17 protein-coding genes are annotated in these 21,215 nt (G+C 68.9%); 10 read left to right on the top strand and 7 right to left on the bottom strand.

Translation table 11 applies throughout. The annotated features are described in order from the left end of the window. Position 1 precedes the first annotated feature (1 nt). The gene (locus SK854_RS13515) at positions 2-781 is read right to left on the bottom strand and encodes a hypothetical protein (protein ID WP_319975425.1); all 780 of its coding nucleotides are present in this window, start codon (positions 779-781) and stop codon (positions 2-4) included. 309 nt (positions 782-1,090) lie between these two features. Here SK854_RS13515 and SK854_RS13510 point away from each other — a divergent pair, with 309 nt between their 5' ends. Both SK854_RS13510 and SK854_RS13505 read left to right on the top strand, forming a co-directional pair. Continuing rightward, complete coding sequence (locus SK854_RS13510) at positions 1,091-2,401, top strand: DUF2252 domain-containing protein (RefSeq protein WP_319975423.1); 1,311 nt, start codon at positions 1,091-1,093, stop codon at positions 2,399-2,401. Positions 2,402-2,447: 46 nt separating this feature from the next. Beyond that, positions 2,448-3,311, top strand: coding sequence for a Scr1 family TA system antitoxin-like transcriptional regulator (locus SK854_RS13505; RefSeq protein WP_319975422.1), 864 nt, complete (start codon positions 2,448-2,450; stop codon positions 3,309-3,311). Positions 3,312-3,403: 92 nt separating this feature from the next. Here the strand turns inward: SK854_RS13505 and SK854_RS13500 are convergent, their stop codons facing one another. Together SK854_RS13500 and SK854_RS13495 are read right to left on the bottom strand one after the other, a co-directional pair. After that, positions 3,404-3,547, bottom strand: coding sequence for a hypothetical protein (locus SK854_RS13500; protein WP_319975421.1), 144 nt, complete (start codon positions 3,545-3,547; stop codon positions 3,404-3,406). A gap of 153 nt (positions 3,548-3,700) precedes the next feature. Continuing rightward, on the bottom strand, positions 3,701-6,643 hold the full coding sequence (locus SK854_RS13495) for an AfsR/SARP family transcriptional regulator (RefSeq protein ID WP_319975420.1): 2,943 nt from the start codon (positions 6,641-6,643) through the stop codon (positions 3,701-3,703). Between the two features lie 243 nt (positions 6,644-6,886). Between SK854_RS13495 and SK854_RS13490 the strand changes: the two genes are divergently transcribed. Then, positions 6,887-8,008 carry a hypothetical protein gene (locus SK854_RS13490; RefSeq protein WP_319975419.1) on the top strand — a complete coding sequence of 374 codons (1,122 nt, stop codon included), beginning with the start codon at positions 6,887-6,889 and terminating at the stop codon, positions 8,006-8,008. Positions 8,009-8,111: 103 nt separating this feature from the next. Here SK854_RS13490 and SK854_RS13485 read toward each other — a convergent pair whose 3' ends face one another. After that, a complete protein-coding gene (locus SK854_RS13485) occupies positions 8,112-10,232 on the bottom strand; it encodes an ATP-binding protein (protein ID WP_319975417.1) in 2,121 nt (706 codons plus the stop codon). A 126-nt stretch (positions 10,233-10,358) separates the two neighbouring features. Further along, positions 10,359-11,288, bottom strand: a complete 930-nt coding sequence (locus SK854_RS13480; RefSeq protein ID WP_319975416.1) for a GGDEF domain-containing protein — start codon at positions 11,286-11,288, stop codon at positions 10,359-10,361. A gap of 214 nt (positions 11,289-11,502) precedes the next feature. Here SK854_RS13480 and SK854_RS13475 point away from each other — a divergent pair, with 214 nt between their 5' ends. The 5 genes from SK854_RS13475 to SK854_RS13455 all read left to right on the top strand — a co-directional run bounded on the left by SK854_RS13475 (position 11,503) and on the right by SK854_RS13455 (position 15,795). Next, complete coding sequence (locus tag SK854_RS13475; RefSeq protein WP_319975415.1) at positions 11,503-12,210, top strand: hypothetical protein; 708 nt, start codon at positions 11,503-11,505, stop codon at positions 12,208-12,210. A 64-nt stretch (positions 12,211-12,274) separates the two neighbouring features. After that, entirely contained in the window at positions 12,275-12,832 is a 558-nt protein-coding gene (locus SK854_RS13470) for a hypothetical protein (RefSeq protein ID WP_319975414.1), read from the top strand. Further along, complete coding sequence (locus SK854_RS13465) at positions 12,819-14,036, top strand: MAB_1171c family putative transporter (protein WP_319975413.1); 1,218 nt, start codon at positions 12,819-12,821, stop codon at positions 14,034-14,036. The genes SK854_RS13470 and SK854_RS13465 overlap by 14 nt, the downstream gene beginning before the upstream one ends. Then, positions 14,037-15,404 carry an NAD(P)/FAD-dependent oxidoreductase gene (locus SK854_RS13460; RefSeq protein WP_319975412.1) on the top strand — a complete coding sequence of 456 codons (1,368 nt, stop codon included), beginning with the start codon at positions 14,037-14,039 and terminating at the stop codon, positions 15,402-15,404. It abuts the gene before it with no gap. A 1-nt stretch (position 15,405) separates the two neighbouring features. Next, positions 15,406-15,795 (top strand): hypothetical protein, encoded by a 390-nt coding sequence (locus SK854_RS13455; RefSeq protein ID WP_319975411.1) that lies wholly within the window; start codon positions 15,406-15,408, stop codon positions 15,793-15,795. Here SK854_RS13455 and SK854_RS13450 read toward each other — a convergent pair. Further along, positions 15,779-16,252, bottom strand: coding sequence for a VOC family protein (locus SK854_RS13450; RefSeq protein ID WP_319975410.1), 474 nt, complete (start codon positions 16,250-16,252; stop codon positions 15,779-15,781). The two genes, SK854_RS13455 and SK854_RS13450, sit on opposite strands and share 17 nt — an antisense overlap. Positions 16,253-16,334: 82 nt before the next feature. On the opposite strand from SK854_RS13450, the gene SK854_RS13445 reads away from it, so the two are divergent. Then, a complete protein-coding gene (locus tag SK854_RS13445) occupies positions 16,335-17,333 on the top strand; it encodes a helix-turn-helix transcriptional regulator (protein WP_319975409.1) in 999 nt (332 codons plus the stop codon). Here SK854_RS13445 and SK854_RS13440 read toward each other — a convergent pair. Next, positions 17,291-17,770, bottom strand: coding sequence for a DUF4262 domain-containing protein (locus tag SK854_RS13440; RefSeq protein WP_319975408.1), 480 nt, complete (start codon positions 17,768-17,770; stop codon positions 17,291-17,293). The two genes, SK854_RS13445 and SK854_RS13440, sit on opposite strands and share 43 nt — an antisense overlap. A gap of 260 nt (positions 17,771-18,030) precedes the next feature. On the opposite strand from SK854_RS13440, the gene SK854_RS13435 reads away from it, so the two are divergent. Next, complete coding sequence (locus tag SK854_RS13435; RefSeq protein WP_319975407.1) at positions 18,031-21,108, top strand: TIR domain-containing protein; 3,078 nt, start codon at positions 18,031-18,033, stop codon at positions 21,106-21,108. Positions 21,109-21,215 lie beyond the last annotated feature (107 nt).

Genomic DNA, 21,215 nt, shown 5'->3' with positions numbered 1-21,215 from the left:
GTCAGGGCACGAGTGCCCAGGCCTGCTGCGCGCTGGCCTTGCAGAAGGCGAGCCAGCGGCTCTGGGTGGTGATCGCGCCGTCGGAACCGGCACGGGCGAGGGCGGCTGAGGAGTTCTTCTGCGTCTGCGGGCCCCAGTCACCGTCGATGCCGGTGGAGATGCCCCAGATGTACTGGCAGGCGGCCTGGACGAAGTACGTCTGGGTCGCCGAGCCGGTGTTGAAGCTGGAGTCGCCGCTGCCCGAGATCGCGTTGTCGATGTGGGCGTGGTTGTGGTGCTCGGCGTTGTCCAGGTACGAGATGACGTGCCGGAAGTGGTGGTGCAGGGACGCCATCGTTCCCCAGTACCGGATCCGGGCGGTGCGCAGGGCGTCGCCGGTGGAGTTCTTCCACTGGTCGTAACGGCCGTTGAACGCGGTGAACGTCGCGCCCGTGTCGCGGTTCGTGATGAGCATGCGGGCGAGGTCGAACGCCCTGCCCTCGCCGTGCATGCCCTCCTTGTTCACGTAGGCGCCGTACGAGTAGATCTTGTGCGGCGCGGTCCAGTGGTACGGCGTCCAGTTCCGCCAGTGCACGTGCCAGGTCTCCAGCCGGGCGTAGAACGCCGGCTCGTAGCGGAACGGCGACGCGGCGCCGTTCACCTCGTAGAAGGTCGGCTGCGAGTTGATCTCGCTCTGGGTGACGAGGGCCGCCGCGGAGGCGCTCCCGGTGCCGAGCAGAACCGCCGCTGAGCCCGCCACACCCGCGGCGAGAATGCTCCGGCGCGACATCGATCCGTTCATGTCCGGAGTCTTGCCCCGGACATGAACGCGATCCCTAGTCCCGCGACCAGTCTTCGGCCGCGGGAACGCTGACCGGCACCTCCTCCTCACGGCTCGCTTCGTCCGCGAGCACGCGACGCCGCTGTTCCTCGCTCGCACCGAACATGAAGCACATGCCTGCGACGGTAGGCGTGCCGTCCTCGTGCGGGCTTCTCGATTCCTGCTCGCTCTTCCGGTTTGGCCAGGTTTCGCGGCCGACCCGGACCGAACTGCCGGCGAATTTGCGCGCGCCCGCCTTCTCTCGCGGCCATTCGCGTGCTGGGATGCACCATGACTGATCGCGGCGACCGCATCGTGAGCGTGCTGGAGGAGGCCTTCGCCGGCCTGATGGCCGCCGACCCCGCCGCGTTCCGGCACAAGTTCCGCAGGATGGCGGCCGAGCCGTTCACGTTCTACCGGGGCAGCGCCTGCCTGTTCTACGCCGACATGGCCGAACTGCCCGACGAGTGGACCGACGAGCGCACCAGCCGCATCTGGATCCAGGGCGACCTGCACGCGCAGAACTTCGGCACCTACATGGACTCCGAAGGCACGCTGGTGTTCGACGTCAACGACTTCGACGAGGCCTACCTCGGCTCGTTCACCTGGGACCTCCGCCGCTTCGCCGCCTCGATGGCCCTCCTGGGCTGGCGCAAGGCATTCCCGGACAGCGTGATCACCGAACTGATCCGCACCTACGTCGCCGCGTACGTCGCCCAGGTCCGTTCGTTCGCCGAGCACCCGAACGACGAGCTCTTCAGCCTGCGCCTGGACAGCACCGAGGGCACCCTGCACCGCGTCCTGCAAAGGGCGCGCCTCGCCACCCGGATCGGCCTGCTGGACGAGAAGACCACGATCGTCGACTACGAACGCCGCTTCCGCCGCGACCGCGACGGCATCCACGAACTGTCCGCCGACGTCCTCGAGTCCGTCGCCCGCGCCTTCGCGTCCTACCTGGACACCATCCCGACCGGCAAACGCGCGTCGAGCCGCACCTACGCCGTGAAGGACGCGGTGGGCCGCAGCGGTTTCGGCATCGGCTCCGCCGGCCTGCACGCGTACAACATCCTGGTCGAGGGCCGCTCCCAGGCGTTGGAGAACGACGTGGTGCTCTCGATGAAGCAGGCCAACATCGCCGCGCCCAGCCGCATCGTTCCCGATGAGCGGATTCGCGAGTACTTCACCGACCACGGGCACCGGACCGCCGTGTCGCAGCGAGCCCTGCAAGCCCACGCCGACCCGTGGCTCGGCCACACCGAGATCGACGGCGTCGGGTACGTCGTCGCCGAACTCTCGCCCTACGAGGCCGACCTGGACTGGTCGGACCTCACCGAGCCCGCCGACATGCTCCCCGTGCTCGGCTACCTGGGCCGCGCCACCGCGAAGATGCACTGCGTGGCCGACTCGGACTCGTCGCAGACCCTCGTGGACTTCCAGTGCGAGGAGGCCATCACCGCGGTCATCGGGGATCGCGAAGAGGCTTTCACCGACGCCATCGTCGAGTTCGCCCTCGACTACGCGCGGCAGACGCGGGAGGACCACCGGCTGTTCGTGGACGCGTTCCGGGACGGCCGGATCAAGGGTGTCGGCTCGACGGCGTAGACCGTCCGGCGGTACGTTTGCGGCCAATCGAACGACAGGAACCTCGATGGCCCGCTCCGACGACGCCCAGCACGATCTGGACGACCTGGGTGCACTTCTCCGCGTGCATCGCAAGAAGGCGCAGCTCACGGGTACCGAGGCGGCGCGGCGGGCCGGGTTCACGCAGTCGAAGCTGTCCAAGATCGAGAACGGCGTGCTGCTGCCGTCACCGCAGGACGTCCGCCTGCTGACGACGTCACTCGACATGGATCCCGACGCGACGGCACATGCCCTTGAGCTGATCGACCGCCTGCAGGACGATTCGGCGGCGCGACGCATCGTGGTGCGCCGCGGAGCACTCACCGAGCACGCCGCACTGCTGGCCAAGTTCAGCGAAGCCGGATGGGTCGTGGCCGCCGACCCCGCCGTCGTGCCGGATTGGCTGCGCACCCGCGAGTACCTGCTCGCGGCAGCCGGCCCGCTGTCCGAACGCAACATGAGGGCAGCGACCGCGTTGCAGCGCAAGCGGCGGAGGCTCATGGCCACGTCGAGCCTGCGGTTCGAGTTCTTCGTGTTCGAGCAGGCGATGCGCACTCACGTCGGTTCCGCTCGGATCATGAGCGAGCAGATGCTGGACCTCGCCACCGTCGGCGAGCGCCATCCGGATGCCGTCGTGCGCGTGATTCCGCGCGAAGCCGGTGTCACGCCCGCACTTCTGCACGGGTTCGAGATCCACGACGACCGCCAGGTGGTGCTCACCTTGATGCCGGGCGTTGTGGTGATCACGTCGGAGGACGACGTTCAGCCGTTCCGGCGGATGGTCGACTCGCTGCGGGCCTGTGCTCTGAGCGAGGACGCGTCGCGTCGCTGCCTGCGGCGATTCGGTCTGGCCTACAGGTCGAACGCGCTGACGGAGAAGTTCGCGAGTTGACCCCAGGTGGGCGTGCAGGCGCCCACCCGGAAACATTCAACCTGAAGTGAATTCGATTGCCGGGGCGGGGGAACACCCGGCGTCGATCGAACTCAGTTCAACGGGCCTGACTGCTCGATCACGCTGATCCAGAAACGGCTGGCCTCGATCGCGTCCGGTGAATTGGTGTAGACCAAAACGAAGGCGACCGCGAGCATGCCGATCACGGGCAGCAGGCGGCGCAGGACGTTCTTCAACTGGTTTTACTCCTGCATCCTCGGGGAGATTCCTGAGCGAGATGGAATGCTCACAGAGAAGAGCCGCAGAAGTCAAACGTCCTGCTAACAGGTGACACCCGTCGAGGTAGCCAACGATTCAACTACCCACCAGTAGTACCACTTTCAGGTAGATCAGCGGTCGAGATCAAGCACCGGCGACTCAGAACGGGCAGCCGGCAAGGCGAGCTCCACCTGGAGTTCCCTCAGTTCAGCGGCGACGAGTTCGGCACGCCCGCGGTCCAGATCCGCGAAGATGACGTGCGCCCGCTCCAGCGCCTCGACGGCACCGTCGAACTGCGCCTCCCGTTCGAGGATCCTGCTGAGCACGTGCAGGGCAGTTGCCTCGTGGAGCGACGCACCCGCCCTGCCGCAGAGCCGGATCGCCTGACGGGCATATTGCTTCGCGTCAAACAACCTTCCGTCTTCCAGTTCGATCTCACTGAGCAGGGCGCAGGCTTCTCCGGCGTTGCCGATGGCATGGAGCCTCGCGTGTTTGAAGAGCGCGGCCTCCGCGAACTCACGGGCCTCCGCCGTGCGTTCACGGGCAAAACTCAACGCGCCCAGCAGATGAAGAACTGTCGCTTCGGACGTCTCGTCGCCGATCTCGCAGGCGAGCGCAAGGGCTTGGTGGTAATAGGTCGCGGCGCGCGCGTATTCAAAAGCGTTCTTATACGCCTCGCCAGCGCGATAGAGAAACCCGATCTCCATGCTTGGAGCGGGGTGATCAGATTGGCGCAACATCAGCAAGGCACGTTCATGCGAGTCTATTCCCATTATCACACTGCCGGTCTCGACCAATATCCGAGCACCGGTGTGCAGACACGAGGCAATTGCCACGGTCTGATCGCCCTCAGCACGGGCGAATCCCAAGTGCGCCAGGTGCACGTGGTGTTCCGCCCGCCGGTATTCCTGGCGGAGCAGGTAGGTGTAACCGATCTGCAGCAACAACGCCGAGGTCTCCTCCTCGGCGCACGCACCGAGGAACTTCGCTGCGGCGAGCCCGGTGTGCAGGAGGTTCAGCACCTCCGCCGTGTTCCCCTTCCGCAGCAAGATCTGACCGACCAGCTGCGGAATCGTCGCCGCGTGCTCGTAGTACCCCGTGTGGAAGGCGAGGCGCACCAAGGCAAGGAGGTTCTGCGCTTCTGCCTCACACCAGCGACGCGCGGACGTCACGTTCTCGAACTCGAGCGCGCCGGCGTCCTGCTCGTCGTCCGGCGTGGGCACCCTGACCATCGTCGGCAGCATCAACTGGTCCGCACGCTCGGCGGTGCGCAGGTAGTGGTCCAGCATGCGGAGCTCGATCGCACCCCGTTGCTCCGCGTCATCGAGCAGCCCCGCGGAGAACTCGCGTAGCAGGTCGTGGAGCTTGAAACGGTCCAGTTCTCCTGCCTGGTCGAGCAGGTGGGCCTCGGTCAGGGCGTCCAGCGCCTCGTGAACCCTTCTCTTGGGCAACCCCGTCATCGCGGCGGCCACTCCGACCGTGATGCTCGGCCCCGGATGCGCGCCGATCGTCCGGAACAGCACTCGTGCCTCGGGTTCCAAGGCACGCAACGACTGCATGAACACCGCACGCGGACCGTGCGTGGCATCGAGGTCGAGCACTCCGCGTTCGTGGAAGTGCTTGACGAACTCGTTCAGCGGCACCGCGGGCCGTTGAGCAATGTGGTTCGCGAGCACCTTCAGGACGATCGGCAGGCCCTGGCACACTCTCGTCAGCTCACCGAGTGCCCCACAGCCGCGTGCGCGCTCGCCGATGCGGTCCGCCAGCAGCTCACTCGCGTCCCCCAGACCGAGTGGGCCGATCGAGATCCGTTGTGGCGCGAAGCGGGCAGCCAGTCCGGACATGCGGGAGCGGCTCGTCACGATCACCACGCACGACGAGAACAACGGCAGCAGGGAATGGATCTGCGCGGCGTTGCGGGCGTTGTCCAGCACCACCGCCACCTTGCGCCCGGAGAGCACGGACTGGAGCTTCGCGGTGCGGTGATCCGGGTTCGCGATGCGATCGGGCGGAACGCCGAGCCCCTGCAGGAATCGATCGACAACGGACGACGCGTCCACGATCGCCCCGTCGGAGAACCCTTGCAGGTCGGCGAAAAGCACGCCACCGGGGAAGTTCTGCCGCCGAGTGTGGCACCAGCGCACGGCGAACGCGGTCTTGCCGACACCACCGACGCCGTCGATGATCACAACGCCGGGATTCGCGGCCACGGCATCCAGTTCCGCGAACTTCTCCTTGTGCCCCACGAACATCGGCACGTCGAGCGGGAGTTGTTCTGGCACCAGCACACCCGCGGTTCCTTCCCGCGGCCGGCTCCCGGCGACGCCGTTCTCCTTCAGCTGGTCGTGGAACTCGCGCAGGTCGTCGGCCGCGGCGTCGTTGACGTCGGCCTTGTAGGCCTTGTAAGCGCTGAAGAACAGTTCGGTGGCCTCCTCGACGCGGGCGAGCCGGTACAGCGCCTCGAGACGTCGCTTCAACAACACCGGGTGCTCGTGGTGGTCCAGGTCCTCCAGCACTTCGAGGACCTCGGCGTAGTCGCCCAGGACCAGGTACTCGCCGCACAGCAGGTCGTACGCGGGGAGCAGGACGTTGAGCCGGAACCGGTGCCGCCAGGCGTCGGCCCGACTGGACCTGAGGTCTTCGAGCGGACGTTGATGACGCCAGATGCCGAATGCGCCGCGAATGACGTCCAGGGCCTGTTGATGATCTCCGCGGCGCACCAGCGCACGAGCTCGGTCGAGGTGGTCGCGGAACTGGAAGTAGTCCACGGATTTGCGGTCGACGTCGAGCCGATAAGCACCGTTCGCGACAACCAATTCCACTCGGTCCTGCATGGAATCGAGGGCGCGGCGGATCCGATACGAATACGAGTACAGCGTCTGCACGGGGTTCAGCGGAAGGTCGCCGCCGTCCGACCAGACCCAGTCGGCCAGCTCCGCCGCAGGTACCGACACTCGCGGCTGCGCCAGCAGCGCGCCGAGCATGGCCCGCAGCTTGAGCGAGCCCCACTGCGTGTCGATCGCGTCACCGACACGTATTCCCGTTTGTCCCAGAATCGTGAATCGCGCAGTCACCGGCGCCACCCCTCGCGTCCCCGACCAAAGAGTCTCCTCCCAGTTCAGCGGCAATGCAATGCACTCACCCAACCTGAGATGACAGTTCAGTGACAGTCCATTGACATTTGGACGTGAATTGCGAGCGGAACAGGACAGGAGGCTTGATCGAAAGCGCGCTGAAGTGCGCGGAGAGCTTTTGACAGCTCGATGAACACTCGGGACGGGACGGTCTTCTCATCGCTTCGACCGATGGAGGCCTGGATGAACTGGTTCATCACCCCGCTCGGCGTGGGAGGCGCGCACCGGGTGACGGTGCCCGGATGCCGCAAGGTGCTCGTGATCGTGCCCAGCCTGGTGGCGGGCGCGCGGCTGCTCGACCTGTTGCCCTTGCTGGACAGCGATTTCCGGGTCCAGACCTACTTCACGTTGCCCGAGCAGGACGAGGCCACCGCGCGCTTCGCTCGCGAGGTCGGCGGGCTGGTGATTCCGTGGGAGATGGCGGCACAGCACGAGTTCGACCTCGTGCTCACGGCCAGCTACAGGTTCATCGATCGGGCGCCGGGGCCCGTGCTCGTGCTGCCGCACGGGGCAGGTGCGTTGAAGTCGCGGCCGCGGGTTCGGGCGGCGGGGCAGGCGGCGCGGGCCGTGCACGGGCTCGACCGGCAGTTGCTCATGCGCGACGGGAGGGTGCCCGCGTCGGTGATCGCTTTGTCACACGACCAAGAACTCGACGTGCTCGCCGAGTCCTGTCCCGAGGCGTTGCCCGCCGCCGTCGTCGCGGGCGACATCTGCCTCGACCGGATGCGGGCCAGCCTGCCGTTCCGCGAGCAGTACCGGCGGGCGCTGGGGGTGGAGGCAGGCGACGCGCTCGTCACCATCAGCTCGACGTGGACCGCGGAATCCACGTTCTACCAACGCCCTGAGCTGTACCGGGAGCTGGCCAGGCACGCACGGGTGGCCGCGGTGCTGCATCCGAACATCTGGGCGGCGCACGGCGAGTGGCAGGTGAGGTCCTGGCTCGCGGACTGCGACGTGATCGTCGTTCCGCCGGAGGAGGGCTGGCGCGCAGCCATGATCGCGAGCGACGTCGTCGTCGGCGATCACGGTTCGACGACGCAGTACGCCGCCGCCGTCGGTGCCCGCGTGCTGCTCGCCACCTGTCCCGACGTCCGCCCCGGCAGCCTCGCGCACGCGCTGAGCGAAGCGGTGCCGCTGTACACCGGTGACCTCGCGGACGCCGTCACCGTGCCGGAGTTCGCGCATCTGATCAGTTCACGTCTCGACCGGTCCGGTGCGATCCTGCGGGCCGCCATGTACCGGTTGCTCGGCATCCCGGAGCCCGCGCACGCCGCGCCGATCTCGCCGGTCCGCCATGGTCGTTGACGAGGGCGTGGTCCGGCGGAACGGGGTGCTGTTCGTCCGGGGCGACCGGGCCGCGCCGCGGTGGTGGACGCTGGCGGACGTGCTGCTGGCCGCGCCGGAACGGTCAGCGCAGGCCGCGCTCGCGGTCGCCGGGGCGTTGCTGCGGCGGTACGTCGGGTGTTCGCTCGTCGTCGTGCCGATCGAGCGCGGCGAGCCTGTCCCGGACGCGGTCGGCGCTGGGGTCGAAGGACTCGCCGTAGCAGGCCAGGGCGGAGCCGTAGTGGTCGCGAGCGTGCACGAGCTCGCTCCGCCGTTCGGCGATCTCGCCCATCAGCTCGAAGACGTCCGCCACGTGCAGGGGTGATCCGGCGTCGCGGACGTCGGCGAGCGCGCTGTCCGCGAGACGCGCGGCCTCGTCGGGCCGGCCGAGATGGAGGACCGCGCGTGACCGGAACATCCGGGCACGCGCCTTGTCGATGACGTTGTCGAGCAACGTCTCGGATTCCTCGAGTTCGGTGACCGCCTCGTCGAGACGGCCCATCTCCACGAGCAGCTCACCTACGCGGCGGCGCGCGAGGGCGATGCCACGCGGGCGTCGATGAATGGTTTCCACGTCGACGCTCTCGCGGAGATATCGGAGTGCGACGTCGAACTCGCCCTGGAGCCGATAGGTGGTGCCGAGCACGGTGAGCGCGGTCGCGCGGCTGCCGGGGTCGTGGTCGCCCGCGAGTTCGAGCACGGCGCGGACCTGGGCGGTCGCCTCGTCAAGCCGACCCAGGTTGCGCAACGCGACGGCGAGCTGGTTGCGCAGCCGGGCTTCCGCGATCGGTTCTCCGCACGATCGCGCGGCCCGCACAGCCAGTTCGTGGGTGAACAGCCAGTCCGAGTAGTGGTGACGCCGCTGGAACAACGCGAACATCGCCTCGGCGAGTTGCCACACGAGGTCCGGCCGGCCGTGGCCGTCCGCGGCGCGCAACGCCTGCACGAGGTTGTCGCGCTCGCGGTCGAGCCAGTCCAGCGCCTCCGCCCGCGAGCCGAACACGTCAGCATCCGCGGTCTTGAAGCGCGGGCCCACACACGGACGGCCCGGGATCGCGGCCGCGGCCGCGACCACCGCCTTGTCCAGGTAGAACTCCACGACCCGCTGGACCGCGTCTTCACGTTCGGCGTCGTCCTGCTCGCGTGCGTGCAGGCGCAGCAGGTCGTGGAACCGGAAGCGGTCGTCACCGACCTCGATGAGGAGGTTCTTCTCCACCAGGTCGTCGAGATCATCTTCGATCTCACCGAGGTCGTCCGCGAGCATCGCCGCCACGGCTCCGACTCCGAAACTGGCGCCAGGGTGCCACGAGCTCAGGCGGTAGAGCCGCGCCTGCCGCGGCGGAAGGTCCACATAGGACAGGTCTAGGACCGCGCTGACCGAGACGGACTCGCCGAGGTCGAGCCCGGCGAGCCGGTGGTTCTCCGCGCTGAGCTCGTCGACCTCCTTGGCGAGCGTGCGCCGCGGCCGCCGGGACAGCCGCGCGCCGATCACCCCGAGCGCGATCGGCATTCCGCCGCACAACCGCGCCAGCTCGCGGGCGGCCTCGGCCTCCACCGCGAGCCTCGGCTCCCCCACCACCCGTTCGAGCAGCTCGACCGAATCCCGCAGGTTCATCGGATCGACCTCGATGAACCGGGCGCCGTCCATCCCGAGTGGACTGAGCCGCCACCTGCTCGTCACCACCACCACGCAGCTCGCCGACGCCGGAAGCAACGGCCTGACCTGGGCCGCGCTCGCCGCGTTGTCGAGCAGGATCGCGAACGACCTGTCGGCGGTCAGCGACCGGAACAGCGCCTGCCGCTGCGACAGGTGTGGCGGCACCACCTCGACCCCGAGCGCACCGAGGAACCACTCGAGCACGTCGTCCGGCTGCGCCGCCTCCGCGTGGGCACCGAGATCCACGTACAACTGCCCGTCGGGGAACTGGTCGCGCGTGTCGTGCAGCCATCTCAGCGCGAGCGAGGTCTTGCCGACACCGCCGGGCCCGCTGACCACGACGAGCAACTGCTGATCCTCGCGCTCGTGCCACCTGTCGAGCTCGGTCAGCTCGTCCGCACGGCTGACGAACAGCCTGGGCGCGGGCGGTAGCTGGTGAGGCACAAGATTTCCAGGCGATCCGGAATGCACGTGCACCGTTCCGATGGACCCGGCCTGCACCACGTTCCCGTACGAGGTCCCGGACACGGTGTTCTCAACTCTGGCCACCCGACATCACCTCACGACCCACGCTACGACTTCTTCTGCTTCCAAAGCAGCCGCTCACCGGGGGTGTCGCGAACAACACGAACGGTATTCGCCGGCCAAGTCGTGCGACGTCGTGGGACTGATCAGCTAGTGCACGAGGCCGTGATGGCGGTTCGTCCACGCGGCGACGGCCGGCAGCACGTCCGTGATCCACTCGCGGGCGGCGGCCGTGAGTTCGTAGCGAGCCGCGCGCCGGAGCACGAACCCGTTGTCCTGCAGGCGTTCCAGCGTCCTGATGACCTTCGGGCCGAGGGCGGGGACCAGGTCCTCCGCCGCCTTGGCGCCGTCGGACAGCGCCACCAGGACCTGCGGCAGCTGGTCGCTGCTCATCAGGTCCTGCAACGCGAGCAGGTGGTGCAGGGCCGAGGAGTCGGCGGCGCGTTCGGCGGCGAACGTGCTCGGGTCGTGCAGCTGGACGCGGGCCCGGCCTGCCCGCTTGGCGCGTTGCAGTGCGGCGTCGGTGTCGCGGACCAGGTCGATCAGCGTGCCCTCGGCGCTGGGGACGTGCGCCGCGACGCCGATGGACGCCGTCTGGCCGTGCAGGGTGAGGTGATAGCCGTCGTTCGTGGTGATCTCGGTCTGCAGCGCGCGGATGCCGCGCAGGATTCGTTCGGCCACCATCGCCGCTTCTCCGCCCTGGGTGCGGGGCAGCAGCACGAGGAACTCATCGCCGCCGTAGCGGCACACGAGGTCCGTCGGGCGCGTGTGGGCCGTCAGCACCGCGGCGACGTCGGTGAGCACCACATCGCCTGCGGGGTGGCCGTATTCGTCGTTGATCTTCTTGAAGCGGTCGAGGTCGATGACGAGCAGCGCGACCTGCTCCCACCGGCGCTGGGCGCGGCGGTACGTCGCGGGTGCCTGGTCGTCCCAGCCCCAGCGGCCGAGGAGGCCCGTGAGGCGGTCCGTCGCCCAGGCGCCGACTGGTTGTGCGCACGAACCACAGCGCGTGGGAGCGCTTTCGTCGTGCAGGCGCAGAGAACCGTGGTCCACCGGTGACCCCATTCGCACAGTCGCCATGAGTCCCCCCAGACTGCAGCTCTGACTGGCTCGATCTGCCTCTTTCAACTGAAGTGACGTCGTTCGGATCAAACGCGACACATCAGTGCAACAGGCGGAGTGTGATCATAGAACTACGGACAGGTGGATTCAACCCCTGTGATGTCATATGCTCTCTTGGTTCCACAACAGTGGAATGATCGCTGGCCCTGAGTCGCTCCAGCGGAGGTGTGGCGTGAGGCCGTTCACCGAGGTCCTCAACGAGCTCTGCAACAACCCGCCCGACGGACGGGGCAAGGTTACCAACGTAGCGCTCGCCGCCGCGGTGAAGTCCCAGGGCGGGGACATCGGGCACGGCTACATCTCGCAGCTGCGGCTCGGTGTGAAGGACAATCCGACCTGCCAGGCCATCGTCGATCTCGCCGGCGCGCTCGGCGTGCACCCCGCGGTGTTCCTCGGCGGCCGCCGCGAACTGCACCCGGCTGAACAGCCGGGGTGGCGTCCGACGGCCGTGAGCACGCTCTTCGAGGCCGTGCACCCGCCGGACCGCGGGCCGTGGTCGCCGGAGGAGGTCGCGGCGTCGATCAGCTCGTCCGGCCAGTTCGGCAGCATCTCCGCCAGCTACATCCGCGAACTGCTGAGCAACACCAGCGACAACCCGCGCCTCAAGCACATCCTCGGCCTGGCCGACCACTTCGGCGCCGACCCGGCGTACTTCTTCGACGACGACCTGGCCGCACGGGTCGACTCGGAGCTGACAGACTTCCTGGCACTGCGCGAACTCGGCGTCGTCGAGTTCGTCACCCGTCTGGCCGAACGCACGGGCGATCTGTCCCCTCAGGCCAGGGCCGCTGCGGTAGAAGGGTTCCGGCAGGCGCTCGAAGTCGGCGAAGGGTGGTCGTTCCCGTTGAACAGCCGCCGCAGCTCCGCGGACCACACTTGATGACGACACCGGCGTGAAGATCTCGGCCTGGACCGCTGCAGACGACATCGAGAGGAGGCGACGGGTGAACCGCAGGAAACTGCGCAAGCTGGTCGACGAGGTCGCGCGCGATCTCGACCTGCCGCCCGACGCCACGCACCAGGAGGCGAGCCGCCGGGTCTGCGAGCTCATGGGTGAGCGGCTCGATCGTCCCGTCGACGTCCGCTTCGCCGCGATCACGAACGCGGTCTGCCTGAGCGGCGCGACCGCGTTGCTGGAGAACGGCACGTACCTCGTCATCTGCGCGGACTCGCCGTCCTGGTACCACCGCCTGCACGTGCTGCTGCACGAGTTCGCGCACGTCCTGCTGAAGCACCAGCCCGTCGCGCTGACCCGCGACGAGGGCATGCGCAAGCTCGCACCGCACCTGCTGCCGCGGATGGCGAAGATCATCGCCGGACGCACGACGCTGACCGAGGACGAGGAACGCGAGGCCGAGAACCTCGCCGACCACCTGCTGGAACGACTGACGGAACACCGGGTGTGGGCCGACACGGCCACCACCGAGGAGCCCGCGCACGTGCGCCGGGTGGCCGAGTCTCTCGAAGGAAGATCTCGCTGGGTGCGTCGTGGCGATCTTTAACCTGATCTACCTCTCGTGCGGCATGGTCGGTCTGCTCCTCCTCGCGTACAAGATCCGCGCACTGCGGTCGAGCTGGGGCAGCCCCCGTGTCGTCGCGCTCATCTCCACGGTCTCCTCCTCCGCGTTCGCCATCCTCTTCGCCGCACCCGCGAACATCACCTGGATCAACTGGGTCAGCGGTGTGCCGAACTTCGCCGCGTTGCTCGTCTACAGCCTCGTGGTGGGCTTCGCCGGGTCGTCGTTCGCTCTCGTGCTGTTCTGGCGTTATCCGGTGGTCCAGGCGTGGCAACGGGTCCGGCTGATCGTCGTCAGCTACGGCTCGATCATCGCGGCGATGATCGTGCTGTTCTTCAAGTCCGAGGTCGACGAGGAACGCCAGGTCGACTTCGACACGTTCTACGCGACACAGCCCACGGTGGCGGTGTTCCTGTTCATCTACCTGGTGGCGACCGCGGTCGGCTGCGGCGGTCAGGCCTACCACTGCTGGCAAGGTGCCCGGGACGAGGCGATCTCCGCCCGTCCCTGGCTCGCCCGCGGCCTGCGCTGGTACAGCGCGACCGGCCTGTTCCCGGTGGCGTTCGCGGTCATCAAGCTGTTCGTGCTGCTGATGAACTGGTTCGGTGAGCGCAGCTTCGACGTGCTGAGCACGGGCGCGCCGCTGATGGCGTCGCTGGCGATCTTCCCGCTGGTGATCGCGATGGCCCTGCCGGTCTTCGGCCCGCGCCGCCCGTCGCCCTCGCTGTGGGTGCGGCGCTGGCGCACGTACTTCGCGTTGCGGCCGCTGCACCGCGCGCTGCTGCACGTGAACCCCGGCATCGTGCTGGTGGCACCGGGCAAGTTCCTCAACCCGCACCACCGCGTGCGCCGGCAGATCATCGAGCTCAACGACTGGCGCTGGGCGCTCACGCCGTACTTCGACCTGACCGTCGGCGAGGCGGCGACCTCGCTCGCGCGCAACGCCTCGCTGGCCAAGGACGAGGTGGCCGCCGTCGTGGAGGCCGCCCAGCTGCGGGCCGCGGGCTCGTCGGGTGGCCGTTCCCGGGCGCCCAAACGCCGTCCCGCCGCGGAGATCGTCGACGGCACCGACCTCGCCGCCGAGCACGAGAGGTGGGTCCGGATCTCGCGTGCGTACCAGCACTCGCCGATAGTCGACGCCGCCGTCGCCGACGCAGCGCGCGTGGAAGCAGCAGGGGGAATGGATTAGATGGCACCCACACACGCCGTTGTGCTCGGCGGAGGACTCGCGGGCATGCTCGCGGCGTCCGTCCTCGTCCGGCACGTGGACGAGGTCACCGTGGTGGAGCGCGACAAGCTGCCGGACGGCCCCGCGCCGCGTTCCGGCGTGCCTCAGGCCCGGCACGCGCACCTGCTGATGTCCGGTGGCGCGCGGGCGATCGAGTCGGTGCTGCCGGGCACGCTCGACGCGTTGTTCGCGGCCGGCGCACACCGGATCGGGGTGCCGAACGACCTGGTGTCGCTGAGCGCCCAGGGTTGGGTGCCGCGGTTCCCCGAGATGCAGTTCATCGTCTCGTGCAGCCGCGGGCTGCTGGACTGGGTCGTGCGCGGCCAGGCGTTGCGGGACAACAAGATCTCCGTGCTGACCGGGACCGAACCGGTGTCGTTGCTCGGTGACCGGCACGCGGTGACCGGAGTGCTGGTCGAGGACCGGATCTCGCACGAGCAGGTGTCGCTGGAGGCGGACCTGGTCGTGGACACGACCGGCCGCGCCTCCCGGTTGCCCGCCTGGCTGGTCGACCTGGGACTGCCTGCCGTGCACTCCGAGAGCGTCGACTCCGGACTTGCTTACGCGACCAGGATCTTCCAGGCACCGCCGACCGCGACCTCCGGTTTCCCGATCGTCAACGTGCAGGCGAACCCGCGCGATCCGCATCCCGGTTGCACCGCGACCCTGCTGCCCATCGAAGACGGGAAGTGGCTGGTCACGTTGTCCGGGACGCGTGGCGGCGAGCCGTCGACCGACGAGTCGGAGTTCGTCGGCTTCGCCCGGTCGGTGCGCAATCCGGTCGTGGGTGAGCTGATCGCCTCGGCCGAGCCGCTGTCGCCGGTGTACGGGTCGCACAGCACCGCGAACCGGCGGATGTACTTCGAGCGCTTGAAGTCCTGGCCCTCCGGGCTCGTGGCGCTGGGCGACTCGGTGGCCACCTACAACCCCGTTTACGGGCACGGGATGTCGATCGCGGCGCAGAGCGCGCAGGCGTTGGACGCGGGCCTCAAGGCCGGGCACGGTGCGCAGCAGATCCAGCGCGGCATCGGCAAGGTCGTCGACGGGGCCTGGGCCATGGCGACCAACCAGGACATCCTCTATCCGGGCGCGGTCGGGAAGCCGTTGCCGCTGGCCGCACGGGTTCTGCAGCGCTATGTGGACCGCTTGGTGCGCACGGCCACCACGGAGGCCGCAGTGACTCGGGCGTTCCTGGACGCGTTCACGTTGTCCGCCCCGATGGCGAATCTGGTCAGTCCCAAGATGGTGTGGGCGACCCTGCGCGGGCCGCGGTCAGCCTCGCCGGAACCGACGCTGACAGCGGACGAACGCGATCGGGTCACCGGCTGACGTGTACCGCCTTCAGGCCGTCATCGCCGGTGCCGGGGTGCTGGTGGGCGATCGTGTCGTTCCGCTCGCGCAGGACCTGGTGCTGCTGCCGCTGTCCGCCGAGCCGGACTTCGAGCAGTTGGTGGCGTGGTCGCTGCGCGGGCCGGTCGCGTTCGTGGACGCGGAGTTCTTCGGTGGCACGGGCTCGCAGCGGGCTCAGGTCTGGGAACAGGGCCGCAGCGTGCTCGGGCCGTTGGTGCGGGAAGAGGACGACCCGGCGCCAGGTGTCTCCCCGATCTCGCGCGCGCTCCGGCGTCTCGGCGTCGTGAAGGGCGAGCACCACGACGAGTTCGACGCCGTGGGGCTCGGCCGGCACCGCGACACCGAGGACTGGGTCACCTCCGCGGAGTGAAGTCCGCGCTCTGCACGTACTTCATGGCCTCGACGAAGACCGGGTCCTGCATCCTCGCGTTCAGCTCGGCCTCGGTGGGCTCCGCGACGCGCTGGTGCAGCCACCACAGGTTGCCGAACGGGTCGGCGAAGCGGCTGACCCGATCGCCCCAGAACAGCTCGGTGGGCTCGGTGACGATCCTGCTACCGAGTTCCACGGCACGCTTGAGCGTGGTCGCGTCGTCGGCGATGTAGAGGCGCAGGAACGCGGGCGTGGACGGCCAGTCCGGCACGTCGAACAGCATCACGACCGAGTCGCCGATGCGAACCTCGGCGTGGCCGATCAGCGGCGCCTCGCCGACGCGGCCGAGTTCGGTGGCGTCGAACACCTCCGTGATGAAGTCGATCAGCTCGGCCGTCCGGCCGGCGGTGATCAGCCACGGCGTCACGGTGTGATAGCCCTCGGGCACGACGTTCATTCGGTCTCCCCTTTGCTCGTTGGGGTGACCGTATGGCGCATGTAGGACGAGTTCGGTCCTAGTTCTGGCCTAGGTTTGCGGCATGAGTGATGCGGCCCGGTTGTTGCGCCTGCTGTCGTTGCTTCAGACGCCCCGCGAGTGGCCCGGCAGCGAACTGGCTGCCCGGTTGGAGGTCACGCCGCGGACGGTGCGGCGTGACGTCGACCGGTTGCGCGACCTCGGCTATCCCGTCGAGGCCTCGATGGGCGCGCTCGGCGGGTACCGGCTCGGCGCGGGCGCGGCGATGCCACCGCTGCTGCTCGACGACGAGGAGGCCGTCGCCATCGCGGTCGGCCTGCGCACCGCCGCGCGGCAACCGGTGGCGGGCATCGCCGAGGCGTCGCTGCGCGCCCTGGCGAAGCTGCAGCAGGTGCTGCCGCCCCGGCTGGCCCGGCGGGTCGCGTCGCTGACCTCGGCCACCGCGCCCGCGGCGCCCTCGGACGCCTCGCTGGTCGACCCCGGCCAGCTGACCGTGGTCGCCGGCGCGGTCGCCGCCCGCGAACGGGTGCGGTTCGCCTACGTCGCCAACGAGAACGTGGTCTCGAAGCGGCACGTGGAGCCTGTTCAGTTGGTAGCGCTCGGCCGGCGCTGGTACCTCCTCGCCTTCGACGTGGAACGGGACGACTGGCGGATCTTCCGGCTGGACCGCGTCTCCTCCGCGCTCGCCACCGGGGCGCGCTTCGCTCCGCGCGTGCCGCCTGGCGGGGACGCGACGGAGTTCGTGACGCGGAAGATGTACGACTCGGCGCCGACCTTCCGGGCCAGTGCGACCCTGCGGCTACCGGTGGAACTGGCGCGGGCCCGGCTGGCGGACTTCGCGGGCGACCTGACCGCCCTCGACGACGGTTCGTGCTCGTGGCACAGCGTCGAGGACACGATCGACTACCTCGCGTTCCGCCTGACCTTGCTGGGCTGCGACTTCGCGGTGCACGGGCCGGACGAACTGGTGGAGCACCTGCGGGGGTTGGGAGAGCGGATCAGCCGCTCGGTGGGCGAGGCTCAGCCGCCCGGTGGTCCCGCTCTCACGCCCAGCACCGGCTGACCTCCCACCACGCCTTCATAAGAGCGGTCCCACGGCCAGTGCCCGGACTCGTCGGCGTGCACGAGTTGCAGGGCCTCGATGCCCTCGCCGTAAAGCCGCGCGGACACCAGGAGGTGGGCCCAGGGACGCGCGACGCGGACGACTTCCAGCAGCGGGCCGCCGGGCACGCTGAAGCGGCGGCCGGGAGCGGGCAGGCAGCTGTGCGCGAGGTGTTCGGCCATGTCGTCGAGCAGGCGGCCCGCTTCCAGCACGGGCATGCCCGTCACGACGAGCTCCGGCAGGCCGCGCGGGGTCAGGCCCACGGTGTAGGCCCAGGGCGGGTGAGCCCGGTCCCGTTCTATCGCCTGCACGGCCCAGCCTCGCGCGTCGATGCAGCGGCGCAACGTGGCCAGGTGTTCTTCCATGCGGTCGGCGGGGTGGTCGCAGTCCCAGCACATGGCGGTCTCCTCGGATCGGTGGTGGATCCAGTGTGCCGAGGAGCACCGACAAGATCGTTTGAGCAGTTCGTTGACAGAAAGTGGACAAACGATCTGTGGGCCGTCTGGATCGTTAATCTGCGACGCACGGAGGATCGTGCATGCGCCAACGAACGCATTCCATCGCGGCCGCGGGCATCGTGGTCGCCCGTCCGTTCTCCAGATCAGACGGAGCAATGGGCGACATACAACCCCGCTATGCCTTCCGCAGAGGGCGTTGAATGCAGATAGAACCCGGCACCCCACTCGCGGACGCGGTCAAGGCCGCGCGGTCCGCCGCGTTGCGCGGCAACGTGCTCGGCGTCGACCTGGCCTACGCGAAGGCCGCGAAGATCAGCCCGCTCGTCGCCCACGACCACTGCGCCACGCTGCTCAACCTCGGCGCGATCGCCAAGGCCGCGCAGCGCTGCGACGAGTATCTGGGCGCGGGCAACGACATCACGCTGAGAGTCCTCCGGGCCCAGATCCGCAGTGCCGCGACGGATCACACCGCGGCCGAGCAGGACGTGCGCGCACTCCGGAAGCTCAAGCTCACCGAACTGGAGCAGGCGAAGCTCGCGCGAGTGGCCGCGCTGGCCGCCGCGGACCGCTACGACTACCCCACCGCGGAAAGCGAGCTCGACGCCGCCGAACGCCACTTCCGCCGCGCCGGACGCCCCGAGCACCTGGAGCACATCGGCCGGGACCGGGTCCTGCTGGACGTGCGCAGGGGCACCCGCGTCACGAAGATCAGCGGTCAGGCTCCCCGGAATCCGGCCGACTTCCTGCGACGGGCAGCCGCGCTCAGGCGCGAGGTCCGGTACGAGGAAGCGCTGGCGTTGATGACGAGATGCCTCACCAGCTACCAGATCGAGGCCGCGCTGAGGTTCGCCGTCCTCTACGAGCTGACCGTGCTGCTGGTGATGACCCGGCAGGCGGGCGCGGCCCGCAGGCTCTTCCCACTGCTGGTCGCCGCGGCCGGGCCGGAGGTGATCGCGCAGCTCCCGGACGCCACCCAGACGCTGCGGCCGGAACGCCGGCTCAGCCACGTCCGCCGCCTGATCGCCGAGGACGAACTGCTCAAGGCGGAAGGCATGCTGGGCGAGGGGAACTCCCCGCTGTGGCACCTGACCTCCGCCGAGCTCGCGTACGCCCAGGGCCGGCTCGAACAGGCGGCACAGCACTTCGAGGTCGCGAGCCGATCGGGTCACGCCGAGCTCACCGCGCTGGCACTGCGCAAACTCGGCGACACGTTCGCCGACGCGGGCCACGAAGACCTCGCCGCACAACACTGGTCCGAGTCCCGGCGCATCGAGGAGAACAGCACCGACCACCAGGACGGCCCCAGCGGCAAGCTCCGGATGCTGCGCGCGGCCCCCGACGAACACGACGGCCGGGTGCGCGCCGCGGTCCGCCGCGTCCGGCGTGAAGGCGGCAAAGCGCTGGCGGGACTGGTGGTCGCGGTCGAGGCGGCCAGGAGCACGGCGATCCTCACCGAGCCCCGCGACCTCCCGAGCTTCGTCGACCTGCGCGCGGCCAGGCGCTGGCTCGCCAGGGCGACGAGGCGATTGCCGAAGGACCAGGTCGTGTGGATGATGCACGCGACGCCGGACCAGCTCCACCACGTGATCATCGGCCGCAAGATCACGCACGTCACGACCGACGTCCACATCGGCGAGCTCACCGACACGATCCGCCGCCTCAAGTCGTGGAAACCCAAGTACGACAACGCGATCCTCGGCACCCTGCTCGGCGAGCTGACCCGCCTGATCGCGCTGGACGACGTCATCAGGGCTCTGCCGCCCAAGGTCACGCGCCTCGCGGTGGTGGCAGGTGACGTCCTCGCGGACGTGCCGCTCGCCGGCCTGCCCGTCCCCGGCACGGACCACCACCTCGGCGTGACCCACGCGCTGTCCAGCCTGCCCTGCCTGTCGGCGCTGCGCCCGTTGCGGCGCCGCTCCCGCGAGCAGAGGGGCGACGAGACGGCGATCTTCCGGAAAGCCGCTGAACTGCAACGGACTCTGGAAGAGGGCCGGTTCCACCGCGTCCGGATCGACGCGCACGGCACGAACGATCGCCTGAACCCCGGCCAGTCGTGGCTGGAGTTCCGCGACGAACGGATGTCCGTGGAAGCGCTGGGAAAGCTGGACTTCAGCGCGTGTGGCACGGTCGTGCTCGGCGCCTGCGAATCCGGCATGACCCAGCGACGCGGCCACGACAGGGGAACCGGCTTCGTTCGCGCGGCCATCACCGCGGGCGCCGCATCGGTCGTCGCGGCCCGGTGGAAGGCCGGCGACGAGGTGGCGCGGAAGGTGCTCGACGCGTTCGACCACCACCTCGCGAAGCTCCCGAGAGATCGCGCTCTGCAGCACGCACTGAGAGAAGTCGCCGACCGGCACCCGGCCGACTGGGCGTGCTGGTCCCTGCACGGCGACGCGGGCGTTCAGACCTCAGCGGGCCCGCTGCGCAGAAGACTCAGGAAGAACGGAGACCCCGTGCCGCTCGAAACCCGCCCCAAGGTGTTCCTGTCGTTCGCCGGCAAGGACCGTCCGCACGCCGAGCAACTCCGTGCCGAACTGGAAGCGCGCAACGTCAACGCCTACCTGGACGAGAACGAGATCGCGCCCGGCGACAACGTGATGGCCGCGATCGACGAGGCACTGGCCACCTCCGACTACTACGTCCTGCTGTGGTCGGCGAACACCCCGCATCGCGAGTGGGTGGCCAAGGAGTGGACGGGGGCGTTCAACCTGGAGATGACGCGGCGGCGCGCGTTCCTGTTCATCGTGCGGCTCGACGAGGAACCCCTGCCCGCGCTTCTCGCGCCGCGCAAGCACATCGACCTCGTGGACGCCGCCGACCGCCTCGTGGCGATCTGGCGCTCCGACCGCAAGTCGGAGCTCCCGGTCTTCCCGCAGCCCGTCCCGCCGACGCCGGACGGCCCGACCGTCGCGATCTCCGTGCGCAGCCACGACCTCGGCACCACGCACGTCGTGATGACGCCGTTGCACCTCACCGGCGCCGCGCTGTACCGGTCGGTGTTCGACGCGATGCAGCTGCCGACCGAGCAGGCCACGTTCGACGGCGCGATCGAGATGCGGTTCACCTACGAGCTCTACCAGCAGAACGAGCCGATCCCGGACGATCAGTCCACTGTGGAGCTCACATCGGACGTCGTGGACATCGCGGTCCGCGTCGAGTCGTTCGGCCCGCGTGGCTCCCAGGGCAACAAGGAGTTCCGGCCGTTGCCGGAGGAGGGTCTCGACGTCGACCAGCAACGCATGCTGCTGGTCAACGCCTTCCGTCATCTCCTCCCCTAGGCCTCCGATCGGGTGAATTCACTCCTCGCTGTCAGCCTTGGCTGGTTTCAGCGCCTGTAACCGTTGAAGGTCGCCTCAGTGCGGTGAACGACGTGAGCGGACGCTGA

The sequence above is a fragment of the Lentzea sokolovensis genome, assembly GCF_033949975.1.
Classification (GTDB): domain Bacteria; phylum Actinomycetota; class Actinomycetes; order Mycobacteriales; family Pseudonocardiaceae; genus Lentzea; species Lentzea sokolovensis.
Note: the sequence above shows the minus strand (reverse complement) of the source record. Positions and strands in the feature narration are given on the sequence as shown.